At 74.0% G+C, this 16,298-nt stretch carries 12 protein-coding genes and 1 tRNA gene; 8 read left to right on the forward strand and 5 right to left on the reverse strand.

The genetic code is table 11. The features are described 5' to 3' along the window. Window positions 1-68: 68 nt before the first annotated feature. Window positions 69-443, forward strand: coding sequence for an STAS domain-containing protein (locus tag IE295_RS17715; protein ID WP_190064623.1), 375 nt, complete (start codon window positions 69-71; stop codon window positions 441-443). 37 nt (window positions 444-480) lie between these two features. On the opposite strand, the gene IE295_RS17720 is transcribed toward IE295_RS17715, so the two are convergent. Together IE295_RS17720 and IE295_RS17725 are read right to left on the reverse strand one after the other, a co-directional pair. Further along, a complete protein-coding gene (locus IE295_RS17720) occupies window positions 481-1,611 on the reverse strand; it encodes a sensor histidine kinase (RefSeq protein ID WP_190064624.1) in 1,131 nt (376 codons plus the stop codon). After that, window positions 1,608-2,285, reverse strand: a complete 678-nt coding sequence (locus tag IE295_RS17725) for a response regulator (protein ID WP_190064625.1) — start codon at window positions 2,283-2,285, stop codon at window positions 1,608-1,610. Before IE295_RS17725 ends, IE295_RS17720 begins: the two co-directional genes overlap by 4 nt. Before the next feature lie 191 nt (window positions 2,286-2,476). Between IE295_RS17725 and IE295_RS17730 the strand changes: the two genes are divergently transcribed. Then, on the forward strand, window positions 2,477-3,322 hold the full coding sequence (locus tag IE295_RS17730; protein WP_190064626.1) for a DUF4344 domain-containing metallopeptidase: 846 nt from the start codon (window positions 2,477-2,479) through the stop codon (window positions 3,320-3,322). Between the two features lie 48 nt (window positions 3,323-3,370). Here the strand turns inward: IE295_RS17730 and IE295_RS17735 are convergent, their stop codons facing one another. Further along, a complete protein-coding gene (locus IE295_RS17735; protein WP_224323093.1) occupies window positions 3,371-4,753 on the reverse strand; it encodes a helix-turn-helix domain-containing protein in 1,383 nt (460 codons plus the stop codon). 78 nt (window positions 4,754-4,831) lie between these two features. Here IE295_RS17735 and IE295_RS17740 point away from each other — a divergent pair, with 78 nt between their 5' ends. Both IE295_RS17740 and IE295_RS17745 read left to right on the forward strand, forming a co-directional pair. Further along, window positions 4,832-6,163 carry an alpha/beta fold hydrolase gene (locus tag IE295_RS17740; RefSeq protein ID WP_224323094.1) on the forward strand — a complete coding sequence of 444 codons (1,332 nt, stop codon included), beginning with the start codon at window positions 4,832-4,834 and terminating at the stop codon, window positions 6,161-6,163. Between the two features lie 132 nt (window positions 6,164-6,295). Then, the gene (locus IE295_RS17745) at window positions 6,296-7,600 is read left to right on the forward strand and encodes a M64 family metallopeptidase (protein ID WP_190064628.1); all 1,305 of its coding nucleotides are present in this window, start codon (window positions 6,296-6,298) and stop codon (window positions 7,598-7,600) included. A gap of 64 nt (window positions 7,601-7,664) precedes the next feature. Here IE295_RS17745 and IE295_RS17750 read toward each other — a convergent pair whose 3' ends face one another. Continuing rightward, entirely contained in the window at window positions 7,665-8,843 is a 1,179-nt protein-coding gene (locus tag IE295_RS17750; RefSeq protein WP_190064629.1) for a winged helix DNA-binding domain-containing protein, read from the reverse strand. Between the two features lie 143 nt (window positions 8,844-8,986). Further along, window positions 8,987-9,059 (reverse strand) — tRNA-Arg (locus IE295_RS17755). Window positions 9,060-9,200: 141 nt separating this feature from the next. Between IE295_RS17755 and IE295_RS17760 the strand changes: the two genes are divergently transcribed. The 4 genes from IE295_RS17760 (at window position 9,201) to IE295_RS17775 (ending at window position 16,016) form a co-directional block, all read left to right on the forward strand. Continuing rightward, entirely contained in the window at window positions 9,201-10,799 is a 1,599-nt protein-coding gene (locus IE295_RS17760) for a serine/threonine-protein kinase (RefSeq protein ID WP_190064630.1), read from the forward strand. 52 nt (window positions 10,800-10,851) lie between these two features. Further along, window positions 10,852-12,474 (forward strand): serine/threonine-protein kinase, encoded by a 1,623-nt coding sequence (locus IE295_RS17765; RefSeq protein ID WP_190064631.1) that lies wholly within the window; start codon window positions 10,852-10,854, stop codon window positions 12,472-12,474. Window positions 12,475-12,532: 58 nt separating this feature from the next. Further along, on the forward strand, window positions 12,533-14,146 hold the full coding sequence (locus IE295_RS17770; protein ID WP_190064632.1) for a succinic semialdehyde dehydrogenase: 1,614 nt from the start codon (window positions 12,533-12,535) through the stop codon (window positions 14,144-14,146). Window positions 14,147-14,219: 73 nt separating this feature from the next. Beyond that, complete coding sequence (locus tag IE295_RS17775) at window positions 14,220-16,016, forward strand: GMC oxidoreductase (protein WP_190064633.1); 1,797 nt, start codon at window positions 14,220-14,222, stop codon at window positions 16,014-16,016. The last annotated feature ends 282 nt before the right edge of the window (window positions 16,017-16,298 follow it).

Here is a 16,298-nt window from a genome sequence, read left to right on the forward strand (position 1 = left end):
CCAGGCAGCCACACCGCGGAAGGGTCCATTCCATAGGAACGACAGACCGAGTGAAGGGACTCGAGCGCGTGACGTTGAAGGTTTTGGAGCGCGAGCGGGGGGACTGGGCCGTGCTCCAGGTATCCGGCGAGATGGATCTGGTGACCTCGCCGGCCGTCCGGCAGCATGTGCACGACGCCGTCGCGGACGGCCGGCGGAGTCTGGTGCTCGACCTGGGGGAAGTGCGGTTCTGCGACTCCAGCGGGGTGGGGGTGCTGATCGCCGCCCGCCGCCTGATGCGCTCCTGCCAGGGCCGGCTGCGGCTGATCCTGCCCGCCCAGGGCGCGGTCGAGGGCTCGCACGTCAACAGGGTGCTCGCGGCGCTGGGAGTGCGCCGGCTCTTCGAGGTCTACCCCGACCTCGACAGCGCGACCACGGAGGCCGCGGACCCGCTCTCGGCCTGAAGCCGCGGCCCCTCTCCCCGTCCGGCGCCCCGGGCCGCTACTCGCGCGGCAGGCGCGCCCGTACGACGAATCCGCCCTCCGGCGTGGCCCGGGCCTCCAGGGTGCCGCCCAGACTCTGCGCCCGCTCGCGCAGGCCCACCAGACCGTGGCCGCCGCCCGGCAGTTCCGGTGCGGGAACGGTCGAATCCGGCGGACCGTTGCGGATCTCCACCACCAGGGCGGCGTCGGTCTCCTCGGTGACCCGTACCGTCACCTTCGCCCCCGGCGCGTGCTTGCGCACGTTGGTCAGCGCCTCCTGGACCGTGCGGAAGGCCGCGCGCTCCACCGCCTCCGACCGCTCGGCCGCCGGGTCGCTGGCGTCCTCGAAGGCGACGTCCAGCGCGCTCAGCTCGATCAGCCGGGGCAGGTCCGCCAGGCGCGGCTGGGGGGTGAGTTCCTCGGTGTCGGCGCCGGCCGCGCGCAGGATGCCGACCATGTGGCGCAGCTCGTCGAGGGTGCGCACCGACAGCTCGCGGATGGTCCGGGCCCCGGCGCGGGCCTGGGTGTCCTCGGTGCTGATCTGCACCGCTCCGGCCTGCAGGCTGATCAGGCTGACCTGGTGGGCGACGACGTCGTGCATCTCGCGGGCGAGCCGGGCGCGTTCGGTGGCCAGGACGCGGTCGGCGAGCAGCCGGTCCTCGCGGGCGCGGCTGCGGGTCAGCTCGTCGAGGCGGTCGGCGAGCTCGCGCCGGGTGCGGGTGAGCAGGCCGAGGGCGATGGGGGTGGCCGCCACGACGAAGGCGTCGACGAGGTTGACGGCCGTCTGGCGGCGGTCGTCCAGGGCCAGGTCCGAGACGGGGTAGGGGATGAACTGCGCGGCCGCCATCAGCAGTCCCGTCGCCCCCAGCAGCCACCGGGCGGGCCGGCGGGCGGCCACCGTGTACAGGGCGATCATGGGCGCGAGCCAGATGAAGGTCAGGTACATCCCCGGCAGGGTGACCAGGAAGACGGTGGCGGGGAATCTTCGCCGCCACAGCAGCGCCACCGCCGCCAGCAGCGACAGTCCCAGGTCCCTCCCGGGGTCGACGCCGTTGACCAGCAGCGCGTCCGCCGCCGCGAACAGCGCGGGCAGCGCGACGGGCGCCCAGGAGGGCAGCCAGGGGGGCAGGCCGGCGTGCCAGCCGCTCATCGTCCGCTCCTCTCGCCCCGCGACGCCCGCTGCGAGGCGACCAGGCCCGCGCGGTCGGCGACGATCGCCGCCTGGACGCGGTTGATCCCGCCCAGCTTGCCGAGCACGGCCCGGACGTGGTCCTTGACCGTGCTGGGCGCGAGCCCCATCCGCTCGGCGATCTGCGGGTTGGCCAGGCCGGCGCCCACCAGCGACAGCACCTCGCGCTCGCGCGGGGTCAGCGCCCGGACCGCCTCGGCGGCCGTGGTCTCGGCCTCGGCGGCCAGATAGCCGCCGATGACCGCGCGGGTCACGCCGGGGTCGAGGACGCTGCCGCCGGCGGCGAGGGTGCGCACGGCCCGTACGAGCTGCTCCGGATCGGTGTCCTTGAGCAGGAAGCCGGCGGCGCCCCCGCGCAGCGCGGCGGCGAGGTACTCGTCGGCGTCGAAGGTGGTGAGCATGGCCACGGCGGGCGGGTGCGCCAGGCCGCGCAGGCCCCGCAGGACGGTCAGGCCGTCGACGTCGGGCATCCGGATGTCGAGGAGCACGACGTCGGGCGCGCACCGCAGGACGGTGTCCACGGCCTCGCCGCCGCCGCAGTCCGCGACCACCTCGATGTCCGGGGCCGTGCCCAGGATCATCCGCAGCCCGGACCGGACGAGCTGTTCGTCGTCCACCACCGCAACACGGATCACCGACCGCTACCTCTTCCCTGTTCCGCCGGGGGCCGCGACCGGCCCCTGGCCCCTCCAGCCTGCCGCACCGGCGGGGAAAAGCGGAGCTGAGTACTCCACCCATGGGCAGGGCAACCCCCGCCGACCGGCGGGGGTCGGCCGGGACTCACGGTGGATTCCCTTCGGATGATCCGACCGGCAGAGTGCTGTCCATGCTGCACCATGCGGGGGCCGGCCCCCGGACTCCGGCCCGAGCGCGGCGCGCCCGCGCGCTCGTGGCGGCCGGCGTCTGCACCGCCGCCCTCGCGACCGGCTGCGGCACCCCGTCGCAGGCCGCCGCGCCCCCCACACGCGGCGGCCTGTCCGTCTCCTACCAGGCCCCCCGCGACGGCGACGCCGACGAGCGCGCCTTCCTGCGCACGCGCGGGCTGCCGGAGAAGGTCGCGGAGGACGTGAACAAGGCCGTGCGGCTGCCCGCCCGGGTGGAGATCGTCGGACGCTCCTGCAAGAAGGACGAGACGCCCGAGTACGACCCGGAGAGCGGGCGGATCGCGCTCTGCTACGGCTTCATCGGCGAGGTCCGCTCGATGTTCGAGGCCGACGGCGACGCCGACCCGGTGGGGCGGACGGCCGGCGTCGTCACCGAGACGCTCTACCACGAGGCGGCCCACGCCCTCGTCGACAAGCTGAACCTGCCGTTCACCGGCCGCGAGGAGGACGTGGCCGACCAGTTCGCCGCGTACCGCCTGCTGCGGCAGGGCGCCGGCGGCCGGGCCGCGCTGCTGGCTGCCGCCGACAACTACGACCAGTACGCGCGCGAGAGCGACCCGGCGGACTCCGACCCCTCCGACGAGCACGCCCCCGACGCCGTCCGCAGCGCCAACTACCGCTGCTACCTGTACGGCTCCACGTCCCGGAAGGACCGGGCGAAGGAGCGCAGGAGGCTCGTCGACGGCAAGCGGCTCACCAAGGAGCGGGCCGAGCTGTGCGAAGAGGAGCACCGGAACCTGCGGCGCGGCTGGGAGCAGCTCCTCGCGCCGTACAAGACCGACCGCTGACCGGCCCCCGTGAGGGGAGGGCCGGTCGGCGGTCCCACACGTCCGCGCCTACGGCCGCGGCCAGGGCGGCGGCGCCGTCGGCGCCGGGCCCAGCGTCGTGGTGCCGGGCGCGGCCCGGTGGCCCAGCCCCGTGCGGTAGGCGTCCAGGGCCGCCTCCGTACGTCCCGTGCGCCGCAGCAGGTCGCCCAGCAGCCTGCACAGGTCGGCGAGGTCGCCGGCGGCTCCCGTGCGCTCCAGCAGGGACAGGGCGGCGCAGTAGTGCTCCTCGGCGGCGTCGGTGTCGGCGCGCTCCTCGGCGATGAGCCCCAGCAGGCGGTGCGCGCCGCCCGCGTGCACCGCGCCGCGCTCGGCGCCCAGGGCGGTGGGGGACAGCAGCGGGCGCAGCAGCTCCTCCGCCTCGGCGGCCTTGCCCCGGCGCCGCAGCACGTCCGCCAGCTCCACCTCGACCTGCACGGTGAACAGGGCGGCGCGCTTGGACGCCAGCATGTCGCGGGCGGTGCGCAGCTCGGTCTCGGCCTTGCGCAGGTTGCCGTCCTGCGCGTGGACGTAGCCGCGCATCCAGTGGCAGTGGGCCAGTTCGGTCCGTATGTGCAGCTGCTGGTAGAGCTCCTGGGCCTTGGCCAGGGAGGCGTCGGCGTCGGCGATCCGGCCCTCGGCGATCAGCGTGCGGGCGACGCCGCGGTGCATGCCGGCGACGAGCGCGGGGTTGTCCACCTGGGGTGCGAGGGCGAGCGCCAGCTCCGCGGCGTGCGCGGCACGCGCGTGTGCCCCCATGTCCATGTAGGGGGCGATGGAGGCGGTGTAGAGCAGGAGCAGGGCGTCGGGGTCGTGCATGCCGGAGGCGTTCAGCTCGTCGACCGCGGTCTCCAGCAGGTAGCAGGCGTAGCGCAGTTCGCCGGCCAGGAGGTGGGCGGTGGCCCGCCCGCGCAGGGCCGGGACGCGGCGCGGCAGCGGCTGGCCGGCGAGCAGGGCCTCGGCCTCGGCGAAGAGGTCGCGCGCGTCGGTGAGGTCGCCGGTCTCCAGGGCGCAGTCGCCGAGCCCGAGGAGGGCGGTGAACCGCTCGCCCACGAGCTCCAGGGCCGCCGCCTCGTCGCGCAGGGTCCGGAAGAGCGCGGCGGCGTCCTCGGCGTCGCCGGTGGCCAGGGTGCGCCGGGCGTCGGTCAGCCGCAGCCGCAGCTCGGTGGCCAGGTGCGGGGGGCGGCCCGTGGCGAGCTCCTCCACGGTGATCCCCAGGCGCCCCGCGAGGTGCCGCAGGGCGGTCTCGGAGGGGCGGACCCGGCCGGCCTCCAGGGTGGAGACGTAGGCGGCCGTGTAGGCGGGCTCCGCCAGCTGCTTCTGGGTCAGTCCCTTTTCGGTTCGCAGCCGCAGGACGCGGCGGCCGATGTCGGAGGGCTCGTCCGCCCGTATGCCGTGGGTGCTGTTCTCGGCCACTTCCGCCCCTCGGTACATTGCGCCGTGATTCAAGCCGTTGGGTAAATCTGCTTACGTGAGGATGTAACCGTGTCATCCGTGCCGAAGTTGCCCGGGGTCACCCGGGTGGGGGACCAGGCCGTCACCTTCCGCCAGCCGGGCCTCGTGCTGACCGACCGCTTCTTCGACGTCCCGCTCGACCACGCCGACCCCGGCGGCGAGCGCATCCGCCTCTACGGCCGCGAGGTCGTCGCCGCCGGCCGCGCGCACGAGGAACTGCCCTGGCTGGTCTACCTGCAGGGCGGGCCCGGATTCCCCGCCGGGCGGCCCGTGGGCCGCGAGAACTGGCTCGACCGGGCCCTGGAGGAGTACCGCGTGCTGCTCCTCGACCAGCGCGGCACCGGCCGTTCCACGCCCGCCACCCGGCAGACGCTGCCGCTGTGCGGCACCCCGGAGCGCCAGGCCGACTACCTCGCCCGCTTCCGCGCCGACTCCATCGTCCGCGACTGCGAGTACATCCGCCCCCGCCTCACCGGCGGCCGGCCCTGGACCGTCCTCGGGCAGAGCTTCGGCGGCTTCTGCGCGGTCACCTACCTGTCGCTCGCGCCGGAGGGCCTCGAGCGGGTGCTGATCACGGGCGGCCTGCCCTCCCTGGACGCCGACGCGGACGCCGTCTACCGCGCCGCCTATCCGCGCATGGAGCGCAAGTGCCTCGCGCACTACGCCCGTTACCCCGGCGACGAGGAAGCGGCCCGGCGCATCGCCGAGCACCTCGCCGAACGGGAGGAGATCCTGCCGGACGGCTCCCTGCTGACCGTCGAGGCCTTCCAGCAGCTCGGCATCCTGCTGGGCACGGGCGACGGCTCGCACCGGCTGCACTACCTCCTGGAGGACGCGTTCGTTCCCACGCCCGGCGGACCGCGTCTGTCCGACGCGTTCGGCGAGCAGGCCGCGGCGGTGCTCTCGCGCGCCGCCAGCCCTCTGTACACCATCCTCCATGAGGCCATTTATGCCCAGGACGGCCGGGCGACGCACTGGTCGGCGGAACGGATACGCGCGGAATTCCCGCAGTTCGAACGCCACTTCGAGCCCGGTGGCCGCTTCCTCTTCACCGGCGAGACCGTCCACCCCTGGATGCTGCACACCCAGCCCGCCCTGCGCCCGCTGCGCCGCACCGCCGAAATCCTCGCCGAACGCACGGACTGGACGCCGCTCTACGACGCCGGGCGCCTGGCCCGCACCACCGTGCCGGTCGCGGCCGCCGTCTACCACGACGACCTGTACGTCGACACCGCGCACTCGCTGCGCACGGCGGGCGCCGTCGCGGGCCTGCGGACGTGGGTCACGGACGAGTTCGAGCACGACGGCCTGCGCGCCGGCGGCCGCACGGTGCTGGACCGCCTGCTGCGGCTCGTGAACGACGAGGCGTAGGAAGCCACTTAGGTAACACCCCGCATCTCGACCATTGTCATGAACCTCCCGACCCTCTACGTTGAGCGGCACCTTAACGCGACTTAACTCGCCACTTGAGCGGCGGGTTTCGGTTTCGGGAGGAAACCCCCCATGCACCGACGAATATCCGTCGCGGCAGGCATGGCCGCCCTGGTCATGCTTGCCGCCGCCACCGGCGCCTCGGCTGCCGATCCGGCAGTTGGCCGGCAGCCGCAGACCAAACCCACTCAACGGGTGGAGTACTTCAACGAACCCGGCGGCCATCCGCAGCACACCACCGTCCCCGCCCCGAGCGGCCCGCCCCGCTCCCTGCGCCCCTGGACCAAGGGCGACGGCGAGGTGACGTCCGTCGTCGACAACGGCCCGGTGGGCACCAAGCTCGACGTCGTCTTCATCGGCGACGGCTACACCGCCTCCCAGCAGGACGCCTTCCACGCGGCCGTCCGCACCAAGTGGGCGAAGATGTCGGCGGTCGAGCCCTACGCCTCGTACCGCGGCCTCTTCAACGTCTGGGCCGTCGACACCGTCTCGCACGACTCCGGCGTCTCGGGCGACCCGGTCCAGGGCGTCGTCAAGGACACCGCGCTCCGCTCGGGCTTCTTCTGCGACGGCATCGAGCGCCTGCTGTGCGTCGACACCGCCCGGGTCGAGGCGTACGCCGCCAAGGCGCCCGCCGCCGACCTGGTCGTGGTGCTGTCCAACTCCACCAAGTACGGCGGCGCCGGCTACAACGACGTCGTCTCCAAGGCGGGTTACGACGGCGTCGCCACCGCCTCCTCCGACCACGAGAAGTCCGACCAGGTCGCCGTCCACGAGACCGGCCACTCCCTGGGCAAGCTCGCCGACGAGTACCAGTACGACGAGTACGGCACCTACACCGGCCCCGAGCCCGCCGACGTCAACACCAGCACGTTCGGCTCCGGCCCGATGGCCGGCCAGCGCGCGAAGTGGTACCGCTGGCTCGGCCGGACCTCGCCGGACGGCGGCACCGTCGGCACGTACGAGGGCGGCGGCTACTACCCCCGGGGCCTCTACCGGCCCACCGAGAACTCGATCATGAGATCGCTGGGCCGCGAGTTCAACCTCCCCGGCCGCGAGGCGATGATCGCCGGCTTCTACCGGCACGCGAGCGTGCTCGCCAAGGCGGCCGGCTCGAGCGGCACCACCGCCGCCCGCGGGCAGCGCGTCGCCGTCCGGCTTCCGGCGGCCACCACCGAGGTCCGCTGGTACGTCGACGGCCGTGAGGCCCGCGCGGTCAGGGGCCGCACATCGGTCGTCCCCCGCACGCTCGGCGTCCCCGCCGACGGACGCCCGCACACGCTGACCGCGGGAGGGGTCGACCGCACGGACGCCGTCCTCGACCCGGAGCTGGCCAAGCGGCTGCGGGGCCAGGTCTCGTGGCAGATCACGCGCTGACGGGGCGGAGCGCCGCACCGGCCTGCCCCGCGCGCCGGCCGCGGCCCCGGCGGACCGGCTCGCCCTAGCGGACCAGTTCGCGCTCCAGCGGGGTGCGGAATCGCGGCGTGACGCGCGTGTCCCCGATCCAGGAGGACAGCCGTTCCGCTTCCGCCGCGATCGCCGCCCCAGCCTCCCGCCCGGCGTCCTGGAGGAGCCGCCAGACGATCTCGCCGTTCGCCCGCTGGGCCCACCCGCCCACGACGCGGCCGTTCCACCACACCGTGGGCCCGACGTTGCCCGCCCGGTCGAAGAGGAAGGGGACGTGCTCCGGGGCCAGGTACCAGTCCCGCTCCCGCCACCCCATGGCCGTGGGGTCGAGCCCCGGCAGCAGCGCGGCCCAGTCCCCGGCGGGCCCGGCGTCCTCGAGGTCGCCGGGCAGCGCGACGCCCGGACCCGCCCCGAGCCGCACGTCCACGGCCCCCACGTCCGCCAGCGCCGCCCGCGTGTCCCGCAGCGTCCAGCCCGTCCACCACTTCAGGTCGCCTTCCGTGGAGGGCCCGAAGGACGCCAGCCAGCGCCGGACGAGCTCCGCCCGCGCCTCGCGCAACGGCCGCTCGGGCAGCACCGGCGCCGGCGCCCACGGATAGAGGCTGCTGGTCCACGAACCGCGTGGCCTGCTGCGCCGCACATGGCCGTCCGAGGCCAGCAACCGCACCACCCGGCTGCCGACGCTCTGCCGGGACTCGTACGGCTTGCCGGGCGACGTCAAAAGCGTCTCCTTGAGCGCGGGAACGTCCCGGGCCAGCTCGGCCGTCGTCGCCTCGCCGCGCGCGGCCAGCGCCTCGAGCACCGCGCGCTCGGTCGCGGCCAGCCGCCGCTCGTCCCAGGGCGCGCCGCCCTCGGCGTTCTCGCGCAGGGTCTTCAGCAGCGTCGCCCGCTCCCGCCGGGCGATCTCGCGGGCGGTGGAGGAGCCGACGCAGGGGGCGACCTCGGTGGTCACCGCGAAGAGCGTGCGCCGCATGGACAGCAGCTTCACCAGCGTGACGTCCTCGTACAGCGCCCGGTCCACCGCGCCGGCCGACGGCTCGGCCAGGCGGGCGCAGGCGGACAGGTAGACGGTCGCCGCGTCGGTGGCGTGCAGGGCGACCAGGGCGTCGGCCACGGCCTCGACGGAGGCGGCCCGGCGGGCGGGGGCCAGGAGGTGGCGGGTGCCGAGGCGGGCGCGGCGCTGCTCGTCACCGATGCGGGGGGCGGGGCTCATGGGGCGACCGTAGAGGGCGACCAGGCCGGATCGTGTCCTACATGGCCGCCGGACACGGCCCCGGCGCGGGAGCCGGCCCGGCCCGACCGGGTGAGGACATGAAGAAAGGGAGCCGGATCGTCATCCGGCTCCCTTTCAGGATGTGCGCTCGGCAGGATTCGAACCTGCAACCTCTTGATCCGTAGTCAAGTGCTCTATCCGTTAAGCTACGAGCGCTCGGCCACCAGTGGTTTTCGGCCATCCGGTCGGCGTTGCGGGAACAACTGTACATGAAATGTTCCGCTGCTCTTGCGCGCGCAGGGTGAAGCCGTCGGCACGACCACGGCTCGGCCCCGTGCCGTGGGGCAAGATGTGCTCATGGGCACCTTCGCTGCACACGGCGGTCTCATCGCCGGGCGGTATCGGCTCGTCCGGAAGATCGGGCGCGGCGGGATGGGCACCGTATGGCGCGCCACCGACGAGTTGCTGGCCCGCGAGGTGGCGGTCAAAGAGCTGCACGTGGACGATCAGCAGTCCGCGGAGGCCGTCAGGACCCAGTACGACCGCATGCTGCGCGAGGCACGCGCGGTGGCGTTGATCAAGCATCCGAACGTGATCGTCATGCACGACATCGTCGAGCAGGACGGGCGGCCCTGGATCGTCATGGAGCTGATCGAGGGCCGGTCGCTGTCGGGCCTGCTCTCGGCGGAGGGCCCGGTCACCCCGCGCGAGGCCGCCCGGATCGGCGTGGCGATGCTGGGCGCGCTGCGCGCGGCGCACGCGCGCGGGGTGCTGCACCGGGACATCAAGCCGCCGAACGTCCTGATGGAGGCCGCGACGGGCCGGGTCGTGCTCACCGACTTCGGCATCGCCCAGGTGTCGGGGGCGACGACGATCACGGAGGCGGGCGCGTTCGTCGGCTCGCCGGAGTACACCGCGCCGGAGCGGATGTCGGGCGGCCCGGCCGGGCCGCAGTCCGACCTGTGGTCGCTGGGGGTGCTGCTGTGCACCGCCCTCAACGGCGAGTCGCCCTTCCACCGCGACTCGCTGGGCGGCATCCTGCACGCCGTCGTCTACGACGAGATCCGGCCGCCGGAGGCGGCCGGTCCGCTGCTGCCGGTCGTCCAGGGGCTGCTGGAGCGCGACCCCGTCCACCGGATGAGCGCCGACGACGCCGAGCGGCTGCTGCAGGCGTACCTCGACACCGGCCGCCTCCCCGCGCTCCCGGAGGGTTACACCCCGACGCGTACGGGCCTGGCGGCCGTCCCCGGCTCCCCGGGGCCCGCCGGGGCCGCCCCGGTGGGCCTGCGGGCGCGTACGGCCCTGCTGGCGGCGGTCACGCTCGTGGCCCTGGCCGGCATGGGCGCGGGTCTGGCCGCGCTGCTGATCGACCGGGGCGCCGGTCCCGGCGCCGGGGCGGACGCCAGGCCCGGCCGGTCGGTCGTCGCCGGGCCGCCGAAGCCGCCGACCCTTCCCGACGCCCCCGTCAGCGCGTCCGTCACCGCGCCCGCCGGTTTCCACGCCGTCCAGGACCCGGCGGGCTTCGCGCTCGCCGTGCCCGACGGCTTCACCCGCTCCTTCGAGCCGCCGCGCGTCTTCTACTACGCGCCCGGAAAGGAGTTCCGCATCGGCGTGCTGATCCAGGACGTGCAGGAGGGCGGTCCGATCGGCGTGATGCGCAGCTCCGCCGCCCTCGCCCCGGACCGCTACCCCGGCTACCGCGACGGCAAGGTGGAGCGCACGGTGCACCAGGGACACCGGGCCGCCTCCTGGGAGTTCAGCTGGGACGGCTTCGACGAGGGAGCGGGCAAGGCGCCTGCCGGGCCGCGGCACACCTACGACATCGCCTGGGACGAGGGGGAGAAGATGTACGACGTGTGGGTGTCCTCCCCGGCGGACAGGACGGCGGAGGGTCGCCGCTATTTTGATGTCGCGCTGTCCACCTTTGTCCGGACGAAGCCGGTCTCATCCCCCTGACCAGCGGCTTTCGAGGTGCGGCCGGGGTGGGGCGGTTGGTAATGATGGGGCCATGACGAACGACGGGGGATGGGCGAGCGGGCCCACCAGTTACGAACTCCAGCCGCCGGCGCCCGGGGGCACCCCTCATGTCCCCACCCAGGCGCACGCCGCCGCCCCCGACCCCGGCACGGGCCGGGTCGTGGGCGGCCGCTACCGCCTCCTGTCCCGCCTCGGCCACGGCGGCATGGGCACGGTCTGGAAGGCCCGCGACGAGGTCGTCGACCGTGACGTCGCCATCAAGGAGCCGCGCGTCCCGGACAACGTGCCCGAGAGCATGCGGCAGAACGTCCACCTGCGCATGCAGCGCGAGGCGCGTGCCGCCGCCCGGATCGACCACCCCTCCGTCGTCACCGTCCACGACGTCGTCGTGGAGGACGGCCGTCCGTGGATCGTCATGGAGCTGGTGCGCGGGCACTCGCTCGCCGACCGGCTCGCGGAGGGCACCCTGGACCCGCGCGAGGCGGCCCGGGTCGGGCTGGCCGTGCTGGGCGCGCTGTCCGCCGCCCACGAGGCGGGGGTGCTGCACCGCGACGTGAAGCCCGACAACGTCCTGCTCGGGCGCAACGAGCGCGTCGTGCTCACCGACTTCGGCATCGCGCAGATCGAGGGTGAGCAGGGGCTGACGGAGACGGGCGCGTTCGTCGGCTCGCCGGAATACGTCGCCCCGGAGCGGGTGCTGGGCCAGCGGCCGGGCCCGGAGTCGGACCTGTGGTCGCTGGGCGTGGTGCTCTACACGGCCGCGGAGGGCATGTCCCCGTTCCGCCGCTCCAACACGCAGGCCACGATGCAGGCCATCCTGTCGGCCGATCCCCAGCTGCCGGCGCGCGGCAGAGGGGCGTTCTCCGAGATCGTCATGCAGCTGCTGCGCAAGGACCCCGCCGCCCGGCCGACGGCCGCCGAGGTCCGGCGGGCGCTGGAGTCCGTGGTCCACCCGCAGGCTCCGCAGCCGCCGGCGTTCGCCGCCACGGGCGCGCGCCCCGCCGGCAGCAAGTGGGTGCCGCCCGTGCTGCACGGCAACCGCGTTGCGCAGTGGGGGCTCGGGGGCGGCGTGGTGGCCGTGGCCGTCGCGGTGACGCTGCTGGTCGTGAACCCCTTCGCGGTCGGGCCGGCCGTTCCGCTGCACTGGAAGGTCCGGGACGAGCCCGAGATCGTCAAGGCGTCGCTCGCGGTGCCCGAGGACTACGTCAAGGAGGTGAACGCGGACGAGGGCTGGGTCGCGTTCCGCGACCCCAGCGGGGTCTTCGGCGTCGTCCTCACCCGTACGACCGAGGAGCCCAGGAACAAGTACTCCTCCGAGCACGCGGTGATCGGCTCGGCGGAGGAGGAGGCCCAGAAGCTGGCCGCCTCCTACAAGGACGGCAAGGTGTCCGGAGTCAACGACCCCACGTCGGAGACGTCCAAGGCGGCCTCCTTCCAGGGCATGGAGGCGGCCGAGAGCGTCACCGTCTACCGCAGGTCGGGAGACGACGACAAGGACCCCAAGCGGGCCATACGCCAGCGCGTCATCGTCAACGATGCCAAGAACGTCTCCTGGAAGCTGGACGTCCGGATGCCCGCCGCCGGCCAGGGCCGCAAGGACGGCGACAAGCTCTTCACCAACGTCCTCAAATACCTCAAAATCCAGGAGCAGTGACCCATTTGAGGTTACCGGCGGGTACCCAAAGAGTCCCACCCGTCATACGCTCACCCGCATGACGGACACGCAGGACACTGGAACAGTCGCCGATGGCAACCCCGTCGCCCCGACGGGTACCCGCACGGCCGCCGACGTCGTCACCCCCGAGCTCGTCGCCCGCCTCACCCGCGCGGTGGTGAGCTCCGGCGGCAGCACCGCCAACCACACGCCCTTCACCGGGCGCGAGCTGGCCGAACTGCCGGAGTCCGGCCCCGAGGACGTCGCCACGGCGTTCGAGCGGGCACGGCGGGCGCAGCGGGCCTGGGCCGCGGAACCCGTACGGCGGCGGGCGGCCGTCCTGCTGCGCTTCCACGACCTCGTGCTCGCCCGCCAGTCCGAGATCCTCGACCTGATCCAGCTGGAGACCGGCAAGGCCCGGCTGCACGCCCACGAGGAGGTGCAGGCGGTCGCCGTCGTGGCCCGGCACTACGGCCTCGCGGCGCCGTCGTACCTGCGGCCGAAGTCGCACACGGGCGTCCTCCCGGTCCTCACCAAGGCCACCGAAATGCGCCTGCCCAAGGGCGTGGTCGGCCACATCTCGCCCTGGAACTACCCCTTCGAGCTGTCGGTCGGCGACGCCCTGCCCGCCTTCGTCGCGGGCAACGCCGTCGTCATGAAGCCCGACACCAAGACGGCCCTGACCGCCCTGTGGGCGCGTGAACTCCTCATCGAGGCCGGGCTTCCCGAGGCCGTCTGGCAGATCGTGCTCGGCGAGGGCCCGGTCGTCGGCCCGGCGGTCGTCGCCCACGCCGACTACGTCTCCTTCACGGGCTCCACGCGCACCGGCCGCGAGGTCGCCCAGGGCGCCGCGGCCCGGCTCGTCGGAGCCACGCTCGAGCTCGGCGGCAAGAACGCCATGCTGGTGCTGCGCGACGCCGACCTGGACAAGGCGGCGGCCGGCGCCGTCCGCGGCTGCTTCTCGTCCGCGGGCCAGCTGTGCATGGCCATCGAGCGGCTGTACGTGCACTCCTCCATAGCCGACGCGTTCCTGCGGCGCTTCGCCAACCGCACCAAGGCCCTGCGCCTGGGCACGGGCCTCGCCTACGGCGCCGACATGGGATCGCTGGTGTCCCGGCAGCAGCTGGACACCGTCACCCGGCACGTCGAGGAGGCCGTCGCCAAGGGCGCCACCGTCGTGGCCGGCGGCAGGCCGCGGCCGGACGTCGGCCCGCTCTTCTACGAGCCGACCATCCTGGACGGCGTCCAGCCCCCCATGGCGGTGTGCACGGAGGAGACCTTCGGCCCGGTCGTCTCCGTCTACCGCTTCGACGACGAGGACGAGGCGGTGCGGCTGGCCAACTCCTCGCCGTACGGCCTCAACGCGAGCGTGTGGACCCGGGACGGCCGCCGCGGCCGCGCGGTCGCCGCACGGGTGCGCGCCGGCACGGTCAACGTCAACGAGGCGTACGCGGCCGCCTACGGCAGCGTCGGGGCGCCGATGGGCGGCATGGGGGCCTCGGGCCTGGGGCGCCGGCACGGCGCCGAGGGCATCCTGAAGTACACCGAGGCCCAGACGGTCGCCCAGCAGCGGATCATGCCGATGGGCCCGGCCTTCGGGCTGGACGACGAGCAGTACGCGCGCGTGATCACCGGCGGGATGCGGGTGCTGAAGGCCCTGCGGCTGCGCTGACCCACGGAGGGCGTGACACAGGTTGTGGCGCAGGGTGTGACGGAGGTTGTGATGGCACCGTACGGAGGTTGTCGTGGCACCGTATGACTACGACGTCATCGTCGTCGGCTCCGGGTTCGGCGGTTCGGTCTCCGCCCTGCGGCTGACCGAGAAGGGCTACCGCGTGGGGGTGCTGGAGGCGGGCCGGCGCTTCACCCCCGAGACCCTGCCCAGGAACTCCTGGGACCTGCGCAACTACCTCTGGGCGCCCGCCCTCGGCCTCTACGGCATCCAGCGCATCCACCTGCTCGGCAACGTCATGGTCCTGGCCGGGGCCGGGGTGGGCGGCGGTTCGCTCAACTACGCCAACACCCTCTACGTGCCGCCGAAGGCGTTCTTCGACGACCCCCAGTGGGCCGGGATCACCGACTGGGAGCGGGAGCTGCGGCCGTACTACGACCAGGCGCGGCGCATGCTCGGCGTACGGCCCAACCCGACCACGACGCCGTCCGACGAGCACATGAAGGCGGCGGCCGGACGGATGGGCGTGGGGGAGACGTTCCGCCTGGCGCCGGTGGGCGTCTTCTTCGGCGACGGCCGGGACGGGGACGGCACGGCCCGCGCCCGGCCGGGCCAGGAGGTGCCCGACCCGTACTTCGGCGGCGCGGGCCCGGACCGCAGGGCCTGCCGCGAGTGCGGCGAGTGCATGACCGGCTGCCGGCACGGCGCGAAGAACACCCTCACCGAGAACTACCTCCACCTCGCCGAGCGGGCCGGTGCCACCGTGCACCCGATGACGACCGTCGTGGCCGTCACCGAGGACCGCGACGGCGGCTACCGCGTGCTGACCGTGCCCACCGACCGGCGCGGCAGGGCCCGCAGGACGCCGCCCCGGGTGCTGCGCGCCGAGCGCGTGGTGATCGCGGCCGGGACGTACGGCACGCAGACGCTGCTGCACACCATGCGGGACCGGGGCCTGCTGCCGCGGATCTCCGGCCGGCTCGGGGTGCTGACCCGTACGAACTCCGAGGCCCTGGTCGGCGCGGCCACCACGGACCGCCGCTACCGCGCGGCGCACGGGCGCGAGCCGGACTTCACCCGGGGCGTCGCGATCACCTCGTCGTTCCACCCGGACGCCAACACGCACGTGGAGCCGGTGCGTTACGGCAAGGGCTCCAACGCCATGGGGCTGCTGTCCATCCTCCAGGTGCCGGTCGGCACGCGCGCACCGCGTGCGGTGGCCTTCGCCGCGCACTGCGCGCGGCATCCGCTGGCGCTGCTGCACTCGCTCTCCAACCGCCGCTGGTCCGAGCGCACGATCATCGGGCTGGTCATGCAGTCCCTGGACAACTCGCTGACCACCTACCGGCGGCCGAGGGGACCGGGCAAGGGCCTGCTCACCGCCCGGCAGGGCCACGGCACGCCCAATCCGCGGCAGATCCCGCAGGCCGCCGAGGCGGCGGCCCACGTCGCACGGGAGATCAACGGCTTCCCCGGCAGCAACGTCGGCGAGCTGATCGGTACCCCGCTCACCGCCCACTTCATCGGCGGCTGCCCCATCGGCCCCGACGCGGCGCGGGGCGTCATCGATCCGTACCACCGGCTCTACGGACATCCGGGCATCTCGGTCGTCGACGGTGCGGCGGTCTCCGCCAACCTGGGCGTCAACCCGTCCCTGACGATCACGGCCCAGGCGGAGCGGGCGATGTCGTTCTGGCCCAACAAGGGCGAGGCCGACCCGCGCCCCGCGCCGGGGAGCCCGTACCGGCGGCTGGCGGCTGTCGAGCCCTGCAGTCCCGCGGTGCCCAAGGACGCCTTCGCGGCGCTGCGGCTGCCGTTGCTGCCGGTGCCGGAGGTGCCGTCGAGGGGAGAACGGACCGAAGGGGCGTAGGAGACCGTCTACGGCAAGCAAATGGCAGGTACGGCAAACGGCGAAGGGCCCCGGGCCGGCTCCGCGGGGGCATGCGGGCGGCCTCGGGGCCCTTGACTGCCGGCACCGAGGTCAGGGCAGGGTCGGTGCCGCGGAGCGGCGCCGGGGGGAGCGCCGCGGGCTGAAGTGGTTGAACCAATGGCAATGCGGGACAAGGGATTTGGCGTGGCCCTGTGTTCCCTTTGCATCGTGCGGGATACCACGCTCCGGGCGCAACCGTTTCGACCGGATACGGTCGGTTCC

This window comes from Streptomyces griseocarneus (assembly GCF_014655595.1).
Taxonomy (GTDB): domain Bacteria; phylum Actinomycetota; class Actinomycetes; order Streptomycetales; family Streptomycetaceae; genus Streptomyces; species Streptomyces griseocarneus.

Bases quoted from the DNA above. Each gene is read 5' to 3' on its own strand.
- IE295_RS17720 (WP_190064624.1), bottom strand. From the start codon at position 1,611: ATGAGCGGCTGGCACGCCGGCCTGCCCCCCTGGCTGCCCTCCTGGGCG.
- IE295_RS17770 (WP_190064632.1), top strand. From the start codon at position 12,533: ATGACGGACACGCAGGACACTGGAACAGTCGCCGATGGCAACCCCGTC.
- IE295_RS17730 (WP_190064626.1), top strand. From the start codon at position 2,477: ATGCTGCACCATGCGGGGGCCGGCCCCCGGACTCCGGCCCGAGCGCGG.
- IE295_RS17765 (WP_190064631.1), top strand. From the start codon at position 10,852: ATGACGAACGACGGGGGATGGGCGAGCGGGCCCACCAGTTACGAACTC.
- IE295_RS17750 (WP_190064629.1), bottom strand. From the start codon at position 8,843: ATGAGCCCCGCCCCCCGCATCGGTGACGAGCAGCGCCGCGCCCGCCTC.
- IE295_RS17760 (WP_190064630.1), top strand. From the start codon at position 9,201: ATGGGCACCTTCGCTGCACACGGCGGTCTCATCGCCGGGCGGTATCGG.
- IE295_RS17745 (WP_190064628.1), top strand. From the start codon at position 6,296: ATGCACCGACGAATATCCGTCGCGGCAGGCATGGCCGCCCTGGTCATG.